The following is a 17,814-nucleotide window of genomic DNA, read 5'->3' on the forward strand; positions in this document are numbered from 1 at the left end:
CAGGCCATGGACGTGCTGGCCGGCATCAAGCTGGAGGTGCGCGGGCGCGAGCGGCTGCCGCAGGGCGCCTTCATCATCGCCGCCAAGCACCAGAGCTGGGGCGACGGCTTCACCGTCTACGACCGGTTTGAGGACCTCGCCTTCGTCACCGGCGACCACCTCGAGAAATTCCCGCTCATGGCCACGGTGCTGCGCAAGCTGGGGGCCATCGTGGTCAACAACTGCGGCGGCCGTGAAGCCCGCGAGGCGCTCAAGCACCGCGCCGCCGACGCCCATGCGGCCGGCCGCCGGATCCTGATCTACCCCGAGGGCAATCTGGCCAGGGTCGGCGAGAAATTCCGCTACCGGGCCGGCGTCTGGCACATGTACCGCGACTTCGACATGCCGGTCGTGCCGCTGGCCACCAACCTCGGCCTGTTCTGGCCGCAGGAGGCGTTCGAGAAGCGCCCGGGCACGGCGACGCTGGAGTTCCTCGACCCGATCCCGACGGGCCTGCCGAAGGACGAGTTCCTCGCCCGGCTGGAAGCCGCCGTCGAAGGCAAGACCGCCGAGCTGGTCTCCGAGGCGACCGGTCAGCCGCCCACACCGGCTGTTCGGGTTCTGGCCCCCGACGAGGCGGCGCGGGCGGCGCGCGTCGCCGCTACGGCCTAGACCGGGGCTTGCGCGGCTTTTTGGCGGCCGCCTTGCGCAGGGCCGCGTCGATCGATTTTCGCGCCCAGTCCGCGGCCTCGTCCGGGTCGTCCAGCGCGCTCTCCGGCAGCGACCAGTAGGCCATGGCCATCGTCGCCCCGTCCCGGGTCGGATAGGTGAACTGCCGCGCCCCCGCCTCCGCCAGCAGCGGCGCATTGAGCTCGTCGGCCTTCAGCCAGATCACCCCGTCGTCCAGCAGGGCGAAGATCAGCCCGTTCGCATAGACCGCCGCTCCGCCGAACATCCGCTTGATCTCAAGCGGGCCCAGCGCCGCCAGATGCTCGCGCACCCATTCGCCGAAGTCGGGATCGTAGGCCATCCGTCAGGCCGCCGGGATCACCGCGCCGTCGTATTTGGCGGCGATGAAGTCCCTGACCGCCTCGCTGCGCAGCATGGCGGCGAGCGCGACGATCCGCGGGTCGTCCCGATTGTCCGGCCGCGCCACCACGTAGTTCACATAGGGGCTGTCGGCGCCTTCCAGCGTCAGGGCGTCGGTCTTCGGCTTCAGTCCCGCGTCGAGCGCGTAGTTGGTGTTGATCACCGCCATATCGACCTGGTCCAGCACTCGCGGCAGGGTCGCCGACTCCAGCTCCCGGAAACGAAGGCCCTTCGGATTGTCGACGATGTCGCGCAGGCTCTGCAGCGGATTGGCCGGGTCCTTGAGCCGCACCAGTCCGGCCTTCTGCAGCAGGATCAGGGAGCGTCCGATCGAGGAGGCGTCGTTGGGCACCGCCACCTGGGCGCCCTGCGGCAGCTCAGCCAGCGACTTGTAGCGCCGCGAATAGGCGCCCAGCGGCTCGACGTGCACGCCGGCGACTGTGATCAGGTCCGAGCCGCGCGAGGCGTTGAACTCGTCCAGATAGGGCTTGGTCTGGAAATAGTTCACGTCGAGCCGGCGCTCGGCCAGCTGGGTGTTGGGCTGGACGTAGTCGTTGAACACCTTGATCTCGATGTTGACCCCCTCGGCCGCCAGCAGCGGCTTGATGTGTTCGAGGATTTCGGCGTGCGGCACGGCGGTGGCGCCGACGATCAGCGGCCCGCTCGCGTCGGCGGCCTTGTTCGCCCCCGGCCCGCAGGCGGCGAGCGCCCCCGCTGCTGCGACGGCGGCGGCGAGTGTCAGAAGAGTGCGGCGGATCATGGCGGGCCTTTCGGGGGAGCGATCAGCGGTGGGAAACGGCGGCGACCAGCCGGTCGCCGAGCATCTGGAGAGCCTGCACCAGCACCAGCAGCAGGACGACGGTGACGATCATGACATCTGTCTGGAAGCGCTGGTAGCCGAAGCGGATAGCCAGGTCGCCCAGCCCGCCCGCCCCGACCACGCCGGCCATGGCGGTGTAGCTGACGAGGGCGATGGCGGTGACGGTGGCGCCGGCGATGATCCCCGGCAGGGCCTCGGGCAACAGGGCCCGGATGACGATCTGGAACGTCGAGGCGCCCATAGCCTGGGTGGCCTCGACCACGCCCTTGTCGACTTCGCGCAGCGCCGTCTCGACGAGGCGGGCGTAGAAGGGCGCGGCTCCGACGACCAGCGGCGGAATGGCCCCGGCCACGCCCAGCGAGGTCCCGACCAACAGCACCGTCACCGGCAGCATGACGATCAGCAGGATGATGAAAGGCACCGAGCGCAGAATGTTGACGATCAGCGACAGCACCGCGTTGAGCAACGGATTGGCCGCCAGCCTCCCCCGGCCCGACAGATAGAGCAGCACGCCCAGCGGCACGCCCAGCGCCACGGTCAGCGCCATAGAGCCGCCGAGCATCAGCAGGGTGTCCCACGTCGCCCGCCCGATCTCGGGCCAATCGACATTACGGGCCACATTGGCGAACAGGGTATCCATCACGCCGCCTCCACCACGACGCCGCGCGCCGTCAGCTGCGCCACCGCCGCCTCCGCGTCGCCACCGGTGAAGGCGACCACCAGCTGGCCGTAGGGCTCGCCGCGGATGCGGCTGATGCGGCCCGACAGGATCGAATAGTCGACGCCGACCGAACGCGCCACGCGGCTCAGTTCCGGCTCATAGGTCGAGCCGCCGCGGAAGGTCAGCTTCGCCAGCCGCCCTCCGGCCGGAGCCAGGCTGGCGTCGAACGCCTCCTCGCCCTCGGCCAGCATGGCCTGCGTCGCCGGATGTTTCGGGTGCAGGAAGACGTCGGCGGTCGCCCCCTCCTCCACCACCCGGCCATCCTGCATCACCGCCACCCGGTCGCAGACGCGGCGCACCACCTCCATCTGGTGGGTGATGAGCACGATGGTCAGGCCAAGCTCGCGGTTCAGCTTGTCCAGCAGGCTCAGTATCTCGTCCGTGGTCTCCGGGTCGAGCGCGCTGGTCGCCTCGTCGCATAGCAACACCTTCGGCTCCGTCGCCAGCGCCCGTGCGATGCCGACCCGCTGCTTCTGCCCGCCGGACAGCTGCGCCGGGTGCTTCTTCGCGTGCTCCGTCAGCCCCAGCCGCTCCAGCAGCTCCGCCACCCGCCGGTCCGCCTCCGCGCCCGGCCGCCCTTCCAGCCGCAACGGGAAGGCCACGTTCTCGGCGATCGTCTTCGCGTTCAGCAGGTTGAAATGCTGGAAGATCATCCCGATCCGCCGCCGCGCTGCGCGCAATTCAGCCGGCGCCAGGGCGGTGATCTCCTGACCGTCGACGGTCACCCGCCCGGCGTCCGGCCGTTCCAGCAGATTGATCGTCCGGATCAGCGTCGACTTTCCCGCACCCGAGCGTCCGACCACGCCGAACACCTGTCCGGCCGCGACCGTCAGATCGACGCCATCCAGCGCGACGCGCTCGCCCGCGGCGCTCCGGAAGCGCTTCGTCACGCCCTCGAGCTTGATCATCAGCCGGCGTCCAGGGCCTTGGCGGGGATGATGGTGACGCTCTCGCCACAGCCGCAGGCGTCGGTCTGGTTCGGGTTCCGGAAGACGAATTTCGACGCCAGTTTCGTGGTCTCGTAGTCGATCTCCGAGCCGATCAGGAACAGCACCGCCTTCGGATCGATCAGGATGGTGACGCCCTTGTCCTCGACCACCTCGTCCAATGGCTCGACCGCCTCGGCGTAGGCGAAGGTGTATTCCTGTCCCGCGCAGCCGCCGTTCTTCACACCCACGCGTAGGGCGACGTAGGGCTTGTCCGCGTTGACCATGATCTCGCGCACACGGGCGGCCGCGGCCTCCGTCAGCGAGACGACCTTGGGCCGCGGACGGCGGGGACGGGTGCTGGTCTGAAGCTCGGTCATCGCGTCCTCAGAACATGTTCAGGGCCAGCTTGGCCTCGTCGCTCATCTTCGACGGATCCCATGGCGGGTCGAAGGTCAGATCGGTAGTCGCCGAGCGGATGCCCTCGACCTTCATCACCGCCTGCTCGACCCAGATCGGCATCTCGCCGGCCACCGGGCAGCCCGGCGCGGTCAGGGTCATCTCGACCGCGACATCGCGCTCGTCCGACAGGTCGACCTTGTAGATCAGCCCCAGCTCATAGATGTCGACCGGGATCTCCGGATCATAGACGGTCTTCAGCGCGGCGATGATCTCGTCGGTCAGCCGGTCCAGCTCGTCCTGGCTGATCTTGCCCGAGGCCACAGCCGCGGTCCGGCCGCCGTCGTCCTGCGGGGCGTTCTCGAGAGTGGTCGTCTGGTCGCTCATGCAAAGAACTCACGGGCCTTGATCAGGGCGTCGGCGAAGGCGTCGGCGTCCTCGAGGGTGTTATATAGGGCGAAGGACGCGCGGGCGCTCGACGTCAGGCCGAACCTTTTCGCCAGCGGTTCGGCGCAGTGCAGGCCGGCCCTCACGGCGACGCCGTAGCGGTCCATCACCTGGGCGATGTCGTGGGCGTGAGCGCCATCGACGGTGAAGGTCAGGATCGCGCCCTTCCCCTCCGCCTCGCCGATTACGCGCAGCCAGTTCACCCCTTTCAGCCGCGTCCGGGCGTGGTCGTACAGCGCCTTTTCGTGGGCCGTGATCGCCGCCTTGTCGAACTGGCTCAGCCATTCGACCGCCGCGCCCAGGCCGATGGCCTCGACAATCGGCGGCGTGCCCGCCTCGAACCGGTGCGGCGGCCTGGCATAGGTGACCCGTCCGGCCTCGACCGTCTCGATCATTTCGCCGCCGCCCTGATACGGCGGCAGGGCCTCCAGCGCCCCGGCCGTCCCGTACAGCGCGCCGATGCCCGACGGGCCGTACAGCTTGTGGCCGGTGAAGACGTAGAAGTCGCAGCCGATGGCCTGCACGTCCGGCGCGGCGTGCACCGCGCCCTGGCAGCCGTCGATCAGCACCTGCGCCCCGGCCGCGTGCGCCATTTCCGTGATCGCCCCCGCGGGATTGATGGTGCCCAGCACATTCGACATGTGTGTCACCGCCACCATTCGCGTCTTCGGCCCCAGCAGCTCGGCGTAGGCCGCCATGTCCAGCGAGCCGTCGTCGCGCGTCGGTATCCACCGGATCACCGCTCCGCGCCGCTCGCGCAGCAGGTGCCACGGCACGATGTTGGAGTGGTGCTCCATCTCCGAGACGATGATCTCGTCGCCCGGCTGGATCGACTGGCCGATGCCCGAGGCCACCAGGTTGATCGCCTCGGTGCCGCCCTTGGTCCAGACGATGTTGGTCGCCGCTTCCGCGTTGAGGAACCGCGCCACGCTCTCGCGCGCGGCCTCGAACGCCTCGGTCGTCTCGTTGGCCAGCGTATGCAGCCCGCGATGGACGTTGGCGTAGCTGCCCTCCATGGTCCGCACCATGGCGTCGATCACCGCCCGCGGCTTCTGCGCCGAGGCGGCCGAGTCCAGATAGACCAGCGGCTTGCCGTTTACCGTCCGCGACAGGATCGGGAACTGGGCGCGCGCGGCATGGGCGTCGAACGTCTTCACAAGCGAGCCGTCAGCCATTCCCGCACCACCTCTTTCGCGCCGTCATGTTCGATGCGATCGACCACCTCGACCAGAAACGCCTCGGTCAGCAGCGCCCGAGCCTCGTCGGCCGGGATGCCGCGCTGCTGCAGATAGAACAGCGCCGCGGGGTCCAGATTGCCGACCGTATTGCCGTGCGCGCACTGCACGTCGTCGGCGTAGATGACCAGTTCCGGCTTGGCGTCGACCTCGGCCCGCTCGCCGAGGATCAGGGCGTGGTGCCCCATCCGCGCATCCGTGCCGTCGGCGCCCCGCTCGACCACGATCCTGCCCTGGAACACGCCGCGGGCGGTGTCGCGGACCACGCCCTTGGTGAGCTGGGAGGTCTGGCCGTCGGCCGCCACGTGATCCACCACGGTCGTCAGATCCGTCTGCCGCGCGTCCGATAGCAGATACAGGCCATCGAGACGCACATCCGCGCCCTCGCCCCGGTGCGTCACCTCGGTCTCCAGCCGCTGCAGCTTCGCGCCGGAGGACACGATGGTCTGCCGGTAGCGGCCGCCCGGTTCGACTCGCGCCTGTGCCTGGGTGATCGATATGGCGTCTTCGGGCTCGTCGGTCAGAACGATCCGCGTCACCTCGGCGCCGCGCGCGACATCCAGATCCAGCCGATTGTGCGCGACATAGGCCGAGCCTTCGCCCTCATGGGTCTCGAGCAGCAGCAGCTTCGCCCCAGCCCGCACCGAAATCCGGACGGCGGCCGCGTGGCCGGTCGCCTCGGCCTTCGAAATGAAGCGTAGCCGCACGGTCTGTTGGCCGGAGACCACAAGGGTGTTCACGCCAACGGCCCGGCCGTTGACGAACACCATCGCCTCGCCGCCCAGCGTCTCGAAGGGCCCGCCGCCGGCCACCGGCACTTCCGCCGACGGCGAGGGCGTGGGCGCCTCGCGCAGGTATTTGCGCAGGTCGCTGTATTTCCACGCCTCGACGCGGCGCGAGGGGAAGCTCGACGCGTCCTTCAGATCAATGAGCGGAAGGGCGTTCACGCCGCCTCCGGAAGGTATTTGTCGTAGCCCTCGGCTTCCAGTTGGTGCGCCAGTTCCGGCCCGCCCGAGGCCACGATGCGGCCGGCCGCCAGAACATGCACCCGGTCCGGTTTGATGTAGTCGAGCAGCCGCTGATAGTGGGTAATGACCAGCATGGCCCGCTCCGGCGAGCGCAGGGCGTTGACCCCGTCCGCCACGATGCGCAAGGCGTCGATGTCGAGGCCGGAGTCCGTCTCGTCGAGGATCAGCAGCGACGGCTCCAGCAGGGCCATCTGCAGGATCTCCATCCGCTTCTTCTCGCCGCCCGAGAAGCCGACATTGAGCGGCCGCTTCAGCATGTCGAAATCCATCCGCAGCGCCGCCGACGCCGCCTTGACCATCTTCAGGAAGGCCGGCGCCGAGACCTCGTCCTCGCCGCGCGCGCGCTTCTGGGCGTTCAGCGCCGTGCGCACGAAGGTCAGGGCCGGAACGCCGGGGATTTCGATCGGATACTGGAACGACAGGAAGACGCCCTTCGCCGCCCGCTCGGCGGGTTCAAGGGCCAGCAGGTCCTCGCCCTTCCACGACACGGCGCCCTCCACGGCCTCATAGCCGGGCCGGCCCGACAGGGCGTAGCCCAGCGTTGACTTGCCGGCCCCGTTCGGCCCCATGATGGCGTGCACCTCGCCCGCCGGCACATCGAGCGTCAGCCCCTTGAGGATCGGCTTGTCGCCGACGGAGACGTGGAGGTTGTTGATCTTCAGCACGCGATTGAACCTTGAACCAGAAATTCCGTCGCCCTCGGGCTTGTCCCGAGGGCCCATTCGTCAGCACACGTGGACCGCCGATCATGGCACGCGAACCGCAGGGCCGAACTCGAAGGATTCGGCCGGTTGAACCACAGGTCCTCGGGAGAAGCCCGAGGGTGACCGCGGGTGGGAGCGCGAGCGGGACCTACTCGTCCGTCCGCCCGTGCTTCCAAACCGGCGGCTGAGCCCAGTCCAGTGACAGGTCCAGCCAATGAGGGTTGTCGCGCTCGATCAGGTTGATCTTCCAGTCGCGCAAATACCGCTTGATCGACTTCTCGCGCTTGATGGCCGTGGTCATGACCTCGAACGTCTCGAACCAGACCAGCCGTTTCAGCCCGCAGGTCTTGGTGAAGCCACCGAATGTCTCCTCGCGATGCTGGCGCACTCGCTGGTACAGGTTGCTCGTCACCCCGACATACAACGTTCCGTACGGCCCGTGGATGTAGACGGCGATCAGGACGCGTTCCCTGCCCATATGGTCGAGCTTGCGCCGCAATGGGTCCTCGGGACAAGCCCGAGGATGACGGACGGAAGGGATCAGCCAACGGAACCCTCCAGCGAGATCGCCACCAGCTTCTGGGCCTCCACCGCGAACTCCATCGGCAGTTCCTGCAGCACGTCGCGTACGAAGCCGTTGACCAGCAGGGCCACCGCCTCCTCCTGCGACAGGCCGCGCTGCTGGGCGTAGAACAGCTGGTCGTCGGACAGGCGCGTCGTCGTCGCCTCGTGCTCCAGATGGGCCGAGCCGTTGCGGGCCTCGATATAGGGCACGGTGTGCGATCCGCAGTCCTTGCCGATCAGCAGGCTGTCGCACTGGGTGAAGTTGCGCACCCCGGTCGCCTTCGGATGCACCGAGACCAGACCGCGATAGGTCGAGTCCGACTTTCCGGCCGAGACCGCCTTGGCGATGATCCGGCTCTTCGAGTTCTTGCCCAGGTGCACCATCTTGGTGCCGGTGTCGGCCTGCTGGCGCCCGTTGGTGATGGCGATCGAATAGAATTCGCCCGAGCTGTCCTCGCCCTTCAGGAGGCAGGAGGGGTATTTCCAGGTGATGGCCGAGCCGGTCTCGACCTGGGTCCAAGACACCTTCGAGCGGTCGCCGCGGCAGTCGGCGCGCTTGGTGACGAAGTTGTAGATGCCGCCCTTGCCGGTCGCCGGATCGCCCGGATACCAGTTCTGGACCGTGGAGTATTTCACCTCGGCGTCGTCCAGGGCGACGATCTCGACCACGGCCGCGTGCAGCTGGTTCTCGTCGCGCATCGGAGCGGTGCAGCCCTCCAGATACGAGCAGTAGCTGCCCTTGTCGGCGATGATCAGGGTCCGCTCAAACTGGCCGGTCTGGCTGGCGTTGATACGGAAATAGGTCGACAGCTCCATCGGGCAGCGCACGCCCGGCGGGATGTAGACAAACGAGCCGTCCGAAAAGACCGCGCTGTTCAGGGCCGCGAAATAGTTGTCCGAGACCGGCACCACCGATCCCAGGTATTTCCGCACCAGCTCCGGGTGCTCGCGCAGCGCCTCGCTGATAGGCATGAAGATCACGCCGGCCTTGGCCAGTTCGGCCTTGAAGGTGGTCACCACCGAGACGCTGTCGAACACCGCGTCCACGGCGTAGCGCGGCGCGCCCTCGACGCCGGCCAGCACCTCCTGCTCCTTCAGCGGGATGCCCAGTTTGGCGTAGACGGCCAGCAGTTCCGGATCGACCTCGTTGAGGCTCTTCGGCCCCTCCTTCTGCTTCGGCGCGGCGTAGTAGAACAGGTCCTCGTAATTGACCGGCTCGTATTTCACCGAGGCCCACGTCGGCTCTTCCATCGCCTGCCAGCGCTCATAGGCGGCAAGGCGCCATTCCAGCATCCAGTCCGGCTCGCCCTTCTTTTCGGAGATGAAGCGCACGATGTCGGCGTTCAGCCCCCTGGGTGCGAACTCGGTTTCGATGTCCGAGGTGAAGCCGTGCTCGTATTTCTCGAGCGCGGCGACCGCTTCGATGGTTTCCTTAACAGCGGCCATGACTTACGCGACTTCCCTCACGCGGTCCGAATGGCGCGCGCGGTACTTCTGATATGAGGTCACCCAGGCCTCGGCGAACCGCGACCAATCGTCCTCGACCGTGCCCCAGCCGCCCGAGACCCGGACGCCGCCGGTGGCCAGGTGGTCCAGCCCCATCGCCGAGATGGCCTTCGAAGGCTTGGTCTTGCCCGACGAACAGGCGCTGCCCGCCGACACCATCACGCCCATCAGGTCGAGGGTAATCAGTTGCTGGGGACTGTCCCAGCCCTCGACGGCCATGAACAGGGTGTTGGGCAGCCGCTCGACCGCGCCGCCGATGATGGTCGCGCCGGCGGCCCTGACCTTCGCCTCGGCCGCATCGCGCCACGCCTTGTGCGCCATGGCCGACGGCAGGTCGCGCGCCGCGCAGTCCGCGGCTGTGCCGAAGCCGGCGATGCCCGGCACGTTCTCGGTGCCGGCGCGCAGCCCGCGCTCCTGCCCCGCCCCGTGCAGGGTGCGGATGATCGGCGCGCCCTCCTTCGACACCAGAGCGCCGACGCCCTGCGGCCCGCCCAGCTTGTGCGCTGACAGCGTCAGGGTGTCCGCGTCCAGCGTCCGCATGTCCACCGGGATCTTGCCGGCCGACTGGATGGCGTCGACGTGCAGCCAGCCGCCCGCGGCCCGCACCAGCTTCGCCGCCCCGGCGATCGGCTGGATGACGCCGCTCTCGTTGTTGGCGTGATGGATGGCCACCACCGCCCGGCCCGGTCGCTTCAGCGCCCCGGCCAGCCAGCCCAGATCGACCACGCCGTTGCTGTCCACCGGCAGAATCTCCACCGGCTTGCCGCTGACGTTGGCCGCCTCGGCCACGCACGGATGTTCGGTCGCGCCAACGATCAACCGTTCGCAGCCCGCCGCCAGCGCGCTCAGGATGGCCTGGGCGTTCGACTCCGTGCCGCCGCTGGAAAACACCACCGCCGTCGGATCGGCCCCGACCAGATCGGCGACCTGCGCCCGGGCCGTCTCTATGCGCGCCCGCGCCCGCCGCCCGGCCGCGTGCACCGCCGAGGGATTGCCGTTGTCGGCCAGCGCCCTGGCGATCACGTCCTGCACTTCCGGCCGGACCAGACCCGAGGCGTTGTAATCGAGGTAGACCGGACTCACGCCGCCACCCCCACGCCGGCCGCAGCCTCGCGGCGGCGCCCCGTGCGGTTCATCACCACATCCTCCAGCGACACGCCGGCCAGATAGCGGTGGATCTCGTCGCCGAGGTCTTCCCACAGATTGTGGGTGATGCAGCGTTCGCCGGCCATCATGCAGCCCTTGGGCGAGGAATGGCCGATGCAGCGCGTGGCCCGGATCGGCTCGTCCACCGCCAGCACGATTTCGGCCACGACGGTCTCGTGCGCGCCCTTGGCCAGCCGGTAACCGCCGCCCGGTCCGCGCACGCTCTGAACCAGACCGCTCTTCCTGAGCCGGGCGAACAGCTGCTCGAGATAGCTCAGCGAGATTTCCTGGCGCGCCGCGATCTCGGCCAGCGACACCGCCCGCTGCACCCCGTCCGTACGGCCGTTCTTGGCCAGATCGGCCATGGCCATCACGGCGTATCGTCCCTTGGTCGACAGTCGCATCGCGCACCTTCAAAAATCGCGCGCTTTTCGAGGGTCCTGTGCTAGAACCCGCGCCTTCGCAAAAGCGCTGGCACGCAGGGCGGACTTAGAAAGTCCTACCGCTGCGGTCAAGTATTACGCAGCTGCGAAATGATGTTTGAACACGGGAATTCGCGCCGCCCATGCCTGAAGTCATTCTGCCCGGGGCCTCGGGCCGCATCGAAGGCCGTTATTCGCCGGGCAAGCGCCCGAACGCCCCGATCGCCCTGATCCTGCACCCGCACCCCAAGGCCGGCGGGCACATGAACAATCCGGTCACGGTGACCCTCTACCAGCTGTTCGTGAAGCGCGGCTTCGCCACCCTGCGCTACAACAGCCGCGGCGTCGGCAAGTCGCAGGGCGAGTTCGACTCCGGCATCGGCGAACTGGCCGACGCGGCCACGGCGCTGGACTGGCTGCAGGCCTCGAATCCCGCCGCCAGCCAAACCTGGGTCGCCGGCTACCAGTTCGGCGCCTACATCGGCATGCAGCTGCTGATGCGCCGGCCCGAGACCGACGGCTTCATCTCCGTCTCGCCGCCGTCCAACATGTACGACTTCAGCTTCCTCGCCCCCTGCCCCGCCTCGGGCCTGTTCCTGCACGGCGCCGCCGACACCATCGTGCCGCCGGTCGAGGTCGAGCGCGTCGTAAACAAGCTGCGCACCCAGAAGGGCATCGTCATCGACTACGAACTGGAAGAGGGCGCGACCCACTTCTGGCAGGACCACATCGACGCCGTTGACCGCCGGGTCGGCGCCTACCTGGACAAGCGGCTGGAAGAAAAGCCGGCGTAAGGCTCTCTCTTCCCCCTCTCACCGCCGTCACCCTCGGGCTTGACCCGAGGGCCAGACCATCCGGTGCTCCGTCGAAAACGATGGGTCACCGCGCGCGCGGCCCTCTGCGATGGCCAGTCACGCCACCACGTCTGATCCTCGGGTCAAGCCCGAGGATGACGGGTCAGGTGGTAGTCCTCAGTACAGCAGGAACCGCTTCCGCTCTTCCCGCCACGCCAGCTCGTCCGGCACGGCCAGCGCATCCAGCTCGGCCGGCGTCGACCCCGGCGCATCGACCCAGTCGCGCAGCGCCGGCCCGCCGTTGATCACGTCGATGGCCAGCTTGCCGAACTCGTATTCGTACGGGAAATCCCGCCACAGATCGTAGTCCGGATACAGCCGCCGGATGGCCTTGAAGGCCAGCGCCTGCACCCGCCACGGCCTGAACGCCGCATGGTCGTAGCCCGGCCCGGCGACATGCATCTGCACCCCGTTGCACAGCGTGCCGACGTGCTTGTGGAAGGTCGGCTCGAACCAGATGTCGCGCAGCACGCAGCCCTTCAGCCAGTCCGGCGCCAGCGCCTGCATTTCGGCGATCACCGCCCGCGCGTCGATATCCGGCGCCCCGAACAGCTCCAGCGGCCGGGTCGTGCCGCGCCCCTCCGACAGCGTCGTCCCCTCCAGCATCACCGTGCCGGCGTAGGCCCGCGCCATCGACACGTTCGGCGCGTTGGGGCTGGGGTTGATCCACTCCCGCCCCAGCAGCGGCCAGCCGTAGCCGGGGCCTTCCTCGGGCCGCCACCCTTCCATCTCGATGACCCGGTAATCGACGTCCAGCTTGAACCGGTCGATGAACCACAGCCCCAGCTCGCCCAGCGTCATGCCGTGCCGCATCGGCATCGGCCCGGCCCCGACGAAGCTCTCCCAGCCGGGCCGCAGCGTCAGCCCCTCGACCGGCCGCCCGGCGGGGTTCGGCCGATCCAGCACCCACACCGTCTTGCCGTGCTGCGCCGCCGCCTCGAGCACATAGAGCAGCGTCGTGATGAAGGTGTAGATGCGGCAGCCCAGGTCCTGCATGTCGACCAGCAGCACGTCGAACGTGCCCATCGCCTGCCCCGTCGGCCGCCGCACCTCGCCATACAGGCTGAACACCGGAATGCCGTGCCGCGGATCGGTGAAGTCCGGCGACTCCATCATATTGTCCTGCAGGTCGCCGCGCATGCCGTGCTGCGGCCCGAAGGCGGCGGTCAGCTTGATGTCCGGGCAGGCCGCCAGCGCGTCCATCGCGTGCGTCAGGTCCGCCGTCACCGAGGCCGGATGCCCCAGCACGGCCACCCTTTTCCCCTTCAGCGGGGCCCGCAGTGCGGGATCGGACAACAGGCGGTCGAGGCCGGTCTTCATGCGGGCTCCAGGGGCGGCAGGGTCAGGGCGAAGGAATCGGGGTGGTGGAAGTCTGGCTTATCGGACGGATGCGCCAGGGCCCAATAGGAGATGCCGCCGTCGATGTCCTCGATGACGGCGGACAGGCCAATCCGCCAGTCCGGCGCCGGCAGATCAGGCCGAGCAAGCCGACCGGTCTCGATCTCGATCGAGAGCCAGCCGTCTCGAGCCGACCCTTCGATGAGGCAAGGCTCAACGGCGGCCTCGACCATGCCTTCCCGATAGCCCGAGAAGCGGTAGGCGGCCCACTGAAGCCCGGCAAAATTGCACTCCAGATAGCCCTCGCCGCCTTCGGGTTTCACGAAGGCCTCGAAACAGGTGCTCCGCCACAAACCGTCCGTCCGGCCTGCATGCTCGAAGTCCGGTGGACGTATTCGGTCTAGGTCGCCGAACACCTGATAGCGCAGCTTCAGCCCGACCTCGCCAAGGCGTTCGATCTGGACTTCGATTCGGTCCACCGGCGTCGGGCCCGTCGTCGGATGAGGCGTCAAAACGTGCATCCAGGCTGTCTGCCACGGGCCCTGCGCAGACGCCAATGGCCGGCCCGCGCTTCCGACAATCGCTCAAATCCTTTCGTCATCCGGACAAGCCGCACAGCGGCGCGATCCGGGACCCGGCGGCGCCGAAGACGGCGGCGAAACACCGGCCCTGGTGAACTGGGGCGTTCGGCGGCATCGGCGCTCCCGACAGCTTCGCGCTCGCGCGCGCCGCTGGGTTCCGGGTCTTCGCTGCGCTTCGCCCGGGATGACGAAAGCAAGGGAGCGCCAAGCGTTTCAGCCCGGCGCGGCTCCGTGCTACACGCCCCTTCCCTCCCAAGCCAAGCCTGATCCCCCGCCATGACCGCCGAGCCCGCCTTCAAGTCCGACTTCCTGCGCACGCTCCGGGACCGCGGCTACATCCATCAGATCACCCACCCGGCCGAGCTCGACGAAGCCGCCGCCTCGGGCGTGGTCACCGCCTACATCGGCTTCGACGCCACCGCCCCGTCACTGCACGTCGGCAGCCTGATCCAGATCATGATGCTGCGCCGCCTGCAGCAGGCCGGACACAAGCCTGTCGTGCTGATGGGCGGCGGCACCACCAAGGTCGGCGACCCGACCGGCAAGGACGCCTCGCGGCCCCAGCTGACCGACGAGACCATCCAGTCGAACATCGCCTCGATCCGCACCGTCTTCGAGCGCTTCCTGACCTTCGGAGACGGCCCGACAGACGCCGTCATGGTCGACAATGACGAGTGGCTGTCGACCTACGGCTATATCCAGTTCCTGCGCGACTACGGCACGCATTTCACCGTCAACCGGATGCTGGCCTTCGACTCGGTCAAGCTGCGCCTCGAGCGCGAGCAGCCGATGACCTTCCTCGAGTTCAACTACATGCTGATGCAGTCGGTGGACTTCCTCGAACTGAACCGCGCCCTCAACGTCACCCTGCAGATGGGCGGCTCGGACCAGTGGGGCAACATCGTCTCGGGCGTCGACCTGGTCCGCCGCGTCGACCAGAAGGCCGCCTTCGGCCTGACCACGCCGCTGCTGACCACAGCCTCCGGCGGCAAGATGGGCAAGACGGCCCAGGGCGCGGTCTGGCTCAACGCCGAACAGCTGAGCCCGTACGACTACTGGCAGTTCTGGCGCAACGTCGACGACGCCGACGTCGGCACATTCCTGCGTCTGTTCACCGACTTGCCGCTGGACGAGATCGCCCGGCTGGAGGCCCTGCCCGGCGCCGGCATCAACGACGCCAAGAAGGCGCTGGCCGACGCCGCCACGACCATGCTGCACGGTGCCGACGCCGCCGCCCACGCCCGCGGCGCGGCCGAAGCCGCCTTCGAGCAGGGCAAACTCTCCGCCGATCTGCCGACTGTCGAGATCCCGCGCGACGAGGTGATCGGCGCCATGATCGCCGCCGTCGCCGCGCGCGCTGGCCTGACTGCCTCCAACGGCGAGGCCCGCCGCCTCGCCCAGGGCGGCGGCCTGCGCCTCAACGACGAGGCCATCGCCGATGGCGGCCGCCCGATCGGAGCTGCCGACGTCAACGCCGACGGCGTCTTCAAACTGGCCGCCGGCAAGAAGAAGATCGTGCTGGTGAAGCCCCTCTAACCCGCCGTCACCCTCGGGCTTGACCCGAGGGCCGGACGGTCCGGTGCTGCGTCGAGCGTCAGGCGCACCCCGGTCCAGGGGCCGTCCCGGACCCACAGTCCGCATCAACATCTGATCCTCGGGTCAAGCCCGAGGATGACGGGAGAAGAAGATGGAAATCACCGAAGGCCAGACGGCCCCCGCCTTCGACATGGCCACGGCCGACGCCGGCCGCATCTCCTCCGCCGCCTTCGGCGGCCGCCCCTACGTCCTCTATTTCTACCCCAAGGCCGACACACCCGGCTGCACCTCGGAGGGCCAGGACTTCTCCGCCCTCGCCGACGACTTCGCCGCCGCCGGCGTGCCGGTGATCGGCGTCTCGCGCGATCCGGTGAAGAAGCTCGACCGCTTCAGGGCCAAATACGACCTCCGGGTCGTCCTCGCCTCCGACGAGCCCGGAGATGTCACCGAGGCCTTCGGCGTCTGGGTCGAGAAATCGCTCTACGGCCGCACCTACATGGGCGTGGAGCGCGCCACCTTCCTGATCGACGGCGCGGGCGTCGTGCGCCGCGCCTGGCGCAAGGTCCGGGTCAAGGGCCACGCCGCCGAAGTGTTGGCTACCGTACAGGCGCTCTGACGACGCGCGAATCTACACACGCCCAGTTGTAACAGCTGTTCCATAGATTCGCCGTTTCGCCTGACAGGCGAAGACTGGCGGCGAATACCGGCCAAATTCAACTGAACACCATTCAGGATGGTTAACAGGTCGTAAACAGACTTGTCCCCAGCGCCAAAGGTGGCGCATAACCCGTCCCCGTGCGTGGGGGCGTAGCGTAATGACCAAACAGGCGACTGGCGGAAGGTCTCTGATGGGTCGGTGGTTTCCGACCCGGTATGTGTATCTGAGGGACGGCGACGAGGTTCGGGCCTGGGCCCTGACCCCCCGCCGGCAGGCGCTCGGCGCCGTGGCCGCCGTCCTGGTCGGCGGCTGGTGCCTCGTCGCCTCGGGCGGTTTCGCCCTCGACCTGTTCATGCAGAGCCAGGCCGACCGCACGGTCGCCCGCGCCCGCGCCGCCTCTGAGCGCCTCAACGCCGATCTGCAGGCCCGGCTGGACAGCGCCGTGGTGCGCATGACCGCCACCACCGGCTCGCTCGACGAGATGGCCCAGATGGTCGAGCGCCGCCACGCCGCCCTGACGCAGGTGATGGGCATGTTCCGCGGCGTCGACGGCGCCGAAACCGCCCTGGCACCGGCCCCCTCGCTGGATCCCGCCGAACACACGCCGGTCCAGCGCATGCTGGCGGTGCGGATGGATCAGGAACGTCTGATCGACCGCGCCGAGTCCGTGGCCCACACCCGCGCCGAGCGTCTGCGCCTCGCCTTCCGGCTCGCCGGCCTGAATCCGTCGGCCTATTCGCCGACCAACGGCTCAGGCCTCGGCGGACCCCTGGTCGAGGCCCGCGATCCCCGCGCGCTCGCCGCCATCCTCGACGTCGACGAGGCCTTCGCGGTGCGCATCCGCAGCGCCGCCGACAATCTGTCGGACATGCGCGGTCTGGCCGACGCCGCGGAGGGCATGCCCTTCCATCGCCCCACCAGCGCCCGCACCACCTCGGGTTACGGCGTCCGCTTCGATCCGTTCAACCGCCGCCCGGCCCTGCACCAGGGCCAGGACTTCGCCGCCCCGCTCAACACCCCGATCCACGCCCCCGCTCCCGGGATCGTGTCTTTCGTCGGCGTGCGTTCAGGGTATGGCAACACCGTCGAGATAGATCATGGCCGAGGTTTCAAGACGCGTTACGCCCATCTGAACTCCATGGCCGTCCGCCCCGGCCAGCGTATCGCGCTGGGCCAGCGCATCGGGGCCATGGGCACGACCGGACGCTCCACCGGCGTTCACCTGCACTATGAGGTGTGGATGAACGGCCGCCCGCAAAACCCCGCCCGCTTCATGAGAGCCGGAGACCAACTTGTTCAACAAGACTAAATCCCCCGCCCCGCAGCCCCGCTCCGACACGGGCTCCGCCATTCCGCCGCTGCCCGACCTGCCGATGCCGGGCGCGCCCGCCGCGGCTCCGGCGGCGGCGTCCGCCGCGCGTCCCGCCCCGTCGCCGGTGTCGCAGCGCGGCCTCTCGACCCTGTCCTCGGACCTGCAGTTCGACGGCAACATCTCGGGCGGCGGCGACCTGCAGATCGACGGCGCCATCAAGGGCGACGTCCGCGTCGGCCGCCTGATCGTCGGCGAGACCGGTGCGGTCGAGGGCAGCGTCTCGGCCGACTATGTCGAGGTCCGCGGCCGCATCGTCGGCAATGTCTCGGGCAAGCAGGTCAAGCTGATCGCCACGGCCTATGTCGACGGCGACATCACCGCCGAGCAGCTGTCGATCGACATCGGCGCCTATTTCCAGGGCCGCGTCCTGCAGGGCCGCCGCGACGCCCCCGCCGCCGCGGCCAAGCCGTCGACGCCGGCCGCCAGCGCCACACCCCCGCACGGCGACGACCGCCCGCAGATCATCGACATGAAGCCCGGCGCGTAATG

At 68.6% G+C, this 17,814-nt stretch carries 21 protein-coding genes; 6 read left to right on the forward strand and 15 right to left on the reverse strand.

The window, feature by feature from the left end:
• Positions 1-651, forward strand: a 651-nt coding sequence (locus VEC04_RS03245; RefSeq protein WP_324773781.1) for a lysophospholipid acyltransferase family protein, incomplete at its 5' end; no start/stop codon positions are given.
• Here VEC04_RS03245 and VEC04_RS03250 read toward each other — a convergent pair.
• From VEC04_RS03250 to VEC04_RS03310, 13 genes are all read right to left on the reverse strand, one after another.
• A complete protein-coding gene (locus VEC04_RS03250; protein ID WP_324773782.1) occupies positions 641-1,009 on the reverse strand; it encodes a TfoX/Sxy family protein in 369 nt (122 codons plus the stop codon). The two genes, VEC04_RS03245 and VEC04_RS03250, sit on opposite strands and share 11 nt — an antisense overlap.
• Positions 1,010-1,012: 3 nt before the next feature.
• Positions 1,013-1,828 (reverse strand): MetQ/NlpA family ABC transporter substrate-binding protein, encoded by an 816-nt coding sequence (locus VEC04_RS03255; RefSeq protein WP_324773784.1) that lies wholly within the window; start codon positions 1,826-1,828, stop codon positions 1,013-1,015.
• 22 nt (positions 1,829-1,850) lie between these two features.
• On the reverse strand, positions 1,851-2,528 hold the full coding sequence (locus VEC04_RS03260; protein ID WP_324773786.1) for a methionine ABC transporter permease: 678 nt from the start codon (positions 2,526-2,528) through the stop codon (positions 1,851-1,853).
• Positions 2,528-3,517, reverse strand: coding sequence for a methionine ABC transporter ATP-binding protein (locus tag VEC04_RS03265; RefSeq protein WP_324773789.1), 990 nt, complete (start codon positions 3,515-3,517; stop codon positions 2,528-2,530). Before VEC04_RS03265 ends, VEC04_RS03260 begins: the two co-directional genes overlap by 1 nt.
• The gene (locus VEC04_RS03270) at positions 3,517-3,915 is read right to left on the reverse strand and encodes an iron-sulfur cluster assembly accessory protein (RefSeq protein ID WP_324773791.1); all 399 of its coding nucleotides are present in this window, start codon (positions 3,913-3,915) and stop codon (positions 3,517-3,519) included. Before VEC04_RS03270 ends, VEC04_RS03265 begins: the two co-directional genes overlap by 1 nt.
• Positions 3,916-3,922: 7 nt before the next feature.
• Positions 3,923-4,321, reverse strand: a complete 399-nt coding sequence (locus VEC04_RS03275; RefSeq protein WP_324773793.1) for an SUF system Fe-S cluster assembly protein — start codon at positions 4,319-4,321, stop codon at positions 3,923-3,925.
• A complete protein-coding gene (locus VEC04_RS03280) occupies positions 4,318-5,556 on the reverse strand; it encodes a cysteine desulfurase (RefSeq protein ID WP_324773795.1) in 1,239 nt (412 codons plus the stop codon). The genes VEC04_RS03275 and VEC04_RS03280 overlap by 4 nt, the downstream gene beginning before the upstream one ends.
• Positions 5,535-6,563 (reverse strand): Fe-S cluster assembly protein SufD, encoded by a 1,029-nt coding sequence (gene sufD, locus VEC04_RS03285; RefSeq protein WP_324773797.1) that lies wholly within the window; start codon positions 6,561-6,563, stop codon positions 5,535-5,537. Before sufD ends, VEC04_RS03280 begins: the two co-directional genes overlap by 22 nt.
• A complete protein-coding gene (sufC, locus tag VEC04_RS03290; RefSeq protein ID WP_324773798.1) occupies positions 6,560-7,309 on the reverse strand; it encodes a Fe-S cluster assembly ATPase SufC in 750 nt (249 codons plus the stop codon). The genes sufD and sufC overlap by 4 nt, the downstream gene beginning before the upstream one ends.
• A gap of 187 nt (positions 7,310-7,496) precedes the next feature.
• Positions 7,497-7,826, reverse strand: a complete 330-nt coding sequence (locus tag VEC04_RS03295; RefSeq protein WP_324773799.1) for a GIY-YIG nuclease family protein — start codon at positions 7,824-7,826, stop codon at positions 7,497-7,499.
• Positions 7,827-7,888: 62 nt separating this feature from the next.
• Positions 7,889-9,358, reverse strand: a complete 1,470-nt coding sequence (sufB, locus tag VEC04_RS03300) for a Fe-S cluster assembly protein SufB (RefSeq protein WP_324773801.1) — start codon at positions 9,356-9,358, stop codon at positions 7,889-7,891.
• 3 nt (positions 9,359-9,361) lie between these two features.
• A complete protein-coding gene (locus VEC04_RS03305; protein WP_324773803.1) occupies positions 9,362-10,501 on the reverse strand; it encodes a cysteine desulfurase family protein in 1,140 nt (379 codons plus the stop codon).
• Positions 10,498-10,968, reverse strand: coding sequence for an Rrf2 family transcriptional regulator (locus tag VEC04_RS03310; protein WP_324773805.1), 471 nt, complete (start codon positions 10,966-10,968; stop codon positions 10,498-10,500). Before VEC04_RS03310 ends, VEC04_RS03305 begins: the two co-directional genes overlap by 4 nt.
• A gap of 161 nt (positions 10,969-11,129) precedes the next feature.
• Between VEC04_RS03310 and VEC04_RS03315 the strand changes: the two genes are divergently transcribed.
• Positions 11,130-11,780: an alpha/beta hydrolase gene (locus VEC04_RS03315; RefSeq protein WP_324773807.1), complete on the forward strand. Its 651-nt coding sequence runs from the start codon at positions 11,130-11,132 to the stop codon at positions 11,778-11,780.
• A gap of 177 nt (positions 11,781-11,957) precedes the next feature.
• Here the strand turns inward: VEC04_RS03315 and VEC04_RS03320 are convergent, their stop codons facing one another.
• Both VEC04_RS03320 and VEC04_RS03325 read right to left on the reverse strand, forming a co-directional pair.
• Entirely contained in the window at positions 11,958-13,160 is a 1,203-nt protein-coding gene (locus tag VEC04_RS03320) for a DUF1343 domain-containing protein (protein ID WP_324773809.1), read from the reverse strand.
• Positions 13,157-13,657 (reverse strand): DOMON-like domain-containing protein, encoded by a 501-nt coding sequence (locus VEC04_RS03325; RefSeq protein ID WP_324773811.1) that lies wholly within the window; start codon positions 13,655-13,657, stop codon positions 13,157-13,159. The genes VEC04_RS03320 and VEC04_RS03325 overlap by 4 nt, the downstream gene beginning before the upstream one ends.
• Positions 13,658-14,035: 378 nt before the next feature.
• Here VEC04_RS03325 and tyrS point away from each other — a divergent pair, with 378 nt between their 5' ends.
• From tyrS to VEC04_RS03345, 4 genes are all read left to right on the forward strand, one after another.
• Complete coding sequence (gene tyrS, locus VEC04_RS03330; RefSeq protein WP_324773813.1) at positions 14,036-15,295, forward strand: tyrosine--tRNA ligase; 1,260 nt, start codon at positions 14,036-14,038, stop codon at positions 15,293-15,295.
• Positions 15,296-15,446: 151 nt separating this feature from the next.
• Complete coding sequence (locus tag VEC04_RS03335) at positions 15,447-15,911, forward strand: peroxiredoxin (protein ID WP_324773815.1); 465 nt, start codon at positions 15,447-15,449, stop codon at positions 15,909-15,911.
• Between the two features lie 232 nt (positions 15,912-16,143).
• Complete coding sequence (locus VEC04_RS03340; protein ID WP_324773817.1) at positions 16,144-17,262, forward strand: peptidoglycan DD-metalloendopeptidase family protein; 1,119 nt, start codon at positions 16,144-16,146, stop codon at positions 17,260-17,262.
• Complete coding sequence (locus VEC04_RS03345; RefSeq protein WP_324773819.1) at positions 17,246-17,812, forward strand: polymer-forming cytoskeletal protein; 567 nt, start codon at positions 17,246-17,248, stop codon at positions 17,810-17,812. Before VEC04_RS03340 ends, VEC04_RS03345 begins: the two co-directional genes overlap by 17 nt.
• Positions 17,813-17,814: the final 2 nt, after the last annotated feature.

The organism is Brevundimonas sp., assembly GCF_035626535.1.
Taxonomy (GTDB): Bacteria; Pseudomonadota; Alphaproteobacteria; order Caulobacterales; family Caulobacteraceae; genus Brevundimonas.

Excerpts from the sequence above, each read along its gene's own strand:
- tyrS (WP_324773813.1), top strand. The coding sequence starts at position 14,036 with ATGACCGCCGAGCCCGCCTTCAAGTCCGACTTCCTGCGCACGCTCCGG.
- VEC04_RS03295 (WP_324773799.1), bottom strand. The coding sequence starts at position 7,826 with ATGGGCAGGGAACGCGTCCTGATCGCCGTCTACATCCACGGGCCGTAC.
- sufB (WP_324773801.1), bottom strand. The coding sequence starts at position 9,358 with ATGGCCGCTGTTAAGGAAACCATCGAAGCGGTCGCCGCGCTCGAGAAA.
- VEC04_RS03320 (WP_324773809.1), bottom strand. The coding sequence starts at position 13,160 with ATGAAGACCGGCCTCGACCGCCTGTTGTCCGATCCCGCACTGCGGGCC.
- VEC04_RS03255 (WP_324773784.1), bottom strand. The coding sequence starts at position 1,828 with ATGATCCGCCGCACTCTTCTGACACTCGCCGCCGCCGTCGCAGCAGCG.
- VEC04_RS03310 (WP_324773805.1), bottom strand. The coding sequence starts at position 10,968 with ATGCGACTGTCGACCAAGGGACGATACGCCGTGATGGCCATGGCCGAT.
- VEC04_RS03260 (WP_324773786.1), bottom strand. The coding sequence starts at position 2,528 with ATGGATACCCTGTTCGCCAATGTGGCCCGTAATGTCGATTGGCCCGAG.
- VEC04_RS03270 (WP_324773791.1), bottom strand. The coding sequence starts at position 3,915 with ATGACCGAGCTTCAGACCAGCACCCGTCCCCGCCGTCCGCGGCCCAAG.
- VEC04_RS03265 (WP_324773789.1), bottom strand. The coding sequence starts at position 3,517 with ATGATCAAGCTCGAGGGCGTGACGAAGCGCTTCCGGAGCGCCGCGGGC.
- VEC04_RS03280 (WP_324773795.1), bottom strand. The coding sequence starts at position 5,556 with ATGGCTGACGGCTCGCTTGTGAAGACGTTCGACGCCCATGCCGCGCGC.
- VEC04_RS03250 (WP_324773782.1), bottom strand. The coding sequence starts at position 1,009 with ATGGCCTACGATCCCGACTTCGGCGAATGGGTGCGCGAGCATCTGGCG.
- VEC04_RS03275 (WP_324773793.1), bottom strand. The coding sequence starts at position 4,321 with ATGAGCGACCAGACGACCACTCTCGAGAACGCCCCGCAGGACGACGGC.
- VEC04_RS03315 (WP_324773807.1), top strand. The coding sequence starts at position 11,130 with ATGCCTGAAGTCATTCTGCCCGGGGCCTCGGGCCGCATCGAAGGCCGT.
- VEC04_RS03335 (WP_324773815.1), top strand. The coding sequence starts at position 15,447 with ATGGAAATCACCGAAGGCCAGACGGCCCCCGCCTTCGACATGGCCACG.
- VEC04_RS03340 (WP_324773817.1), top strand. The coding sequence starts at position 16,144 with ATGGGTCGGTGGTTTCCGACCCGGTATGTGTATCTGAGGGACGGCGAC.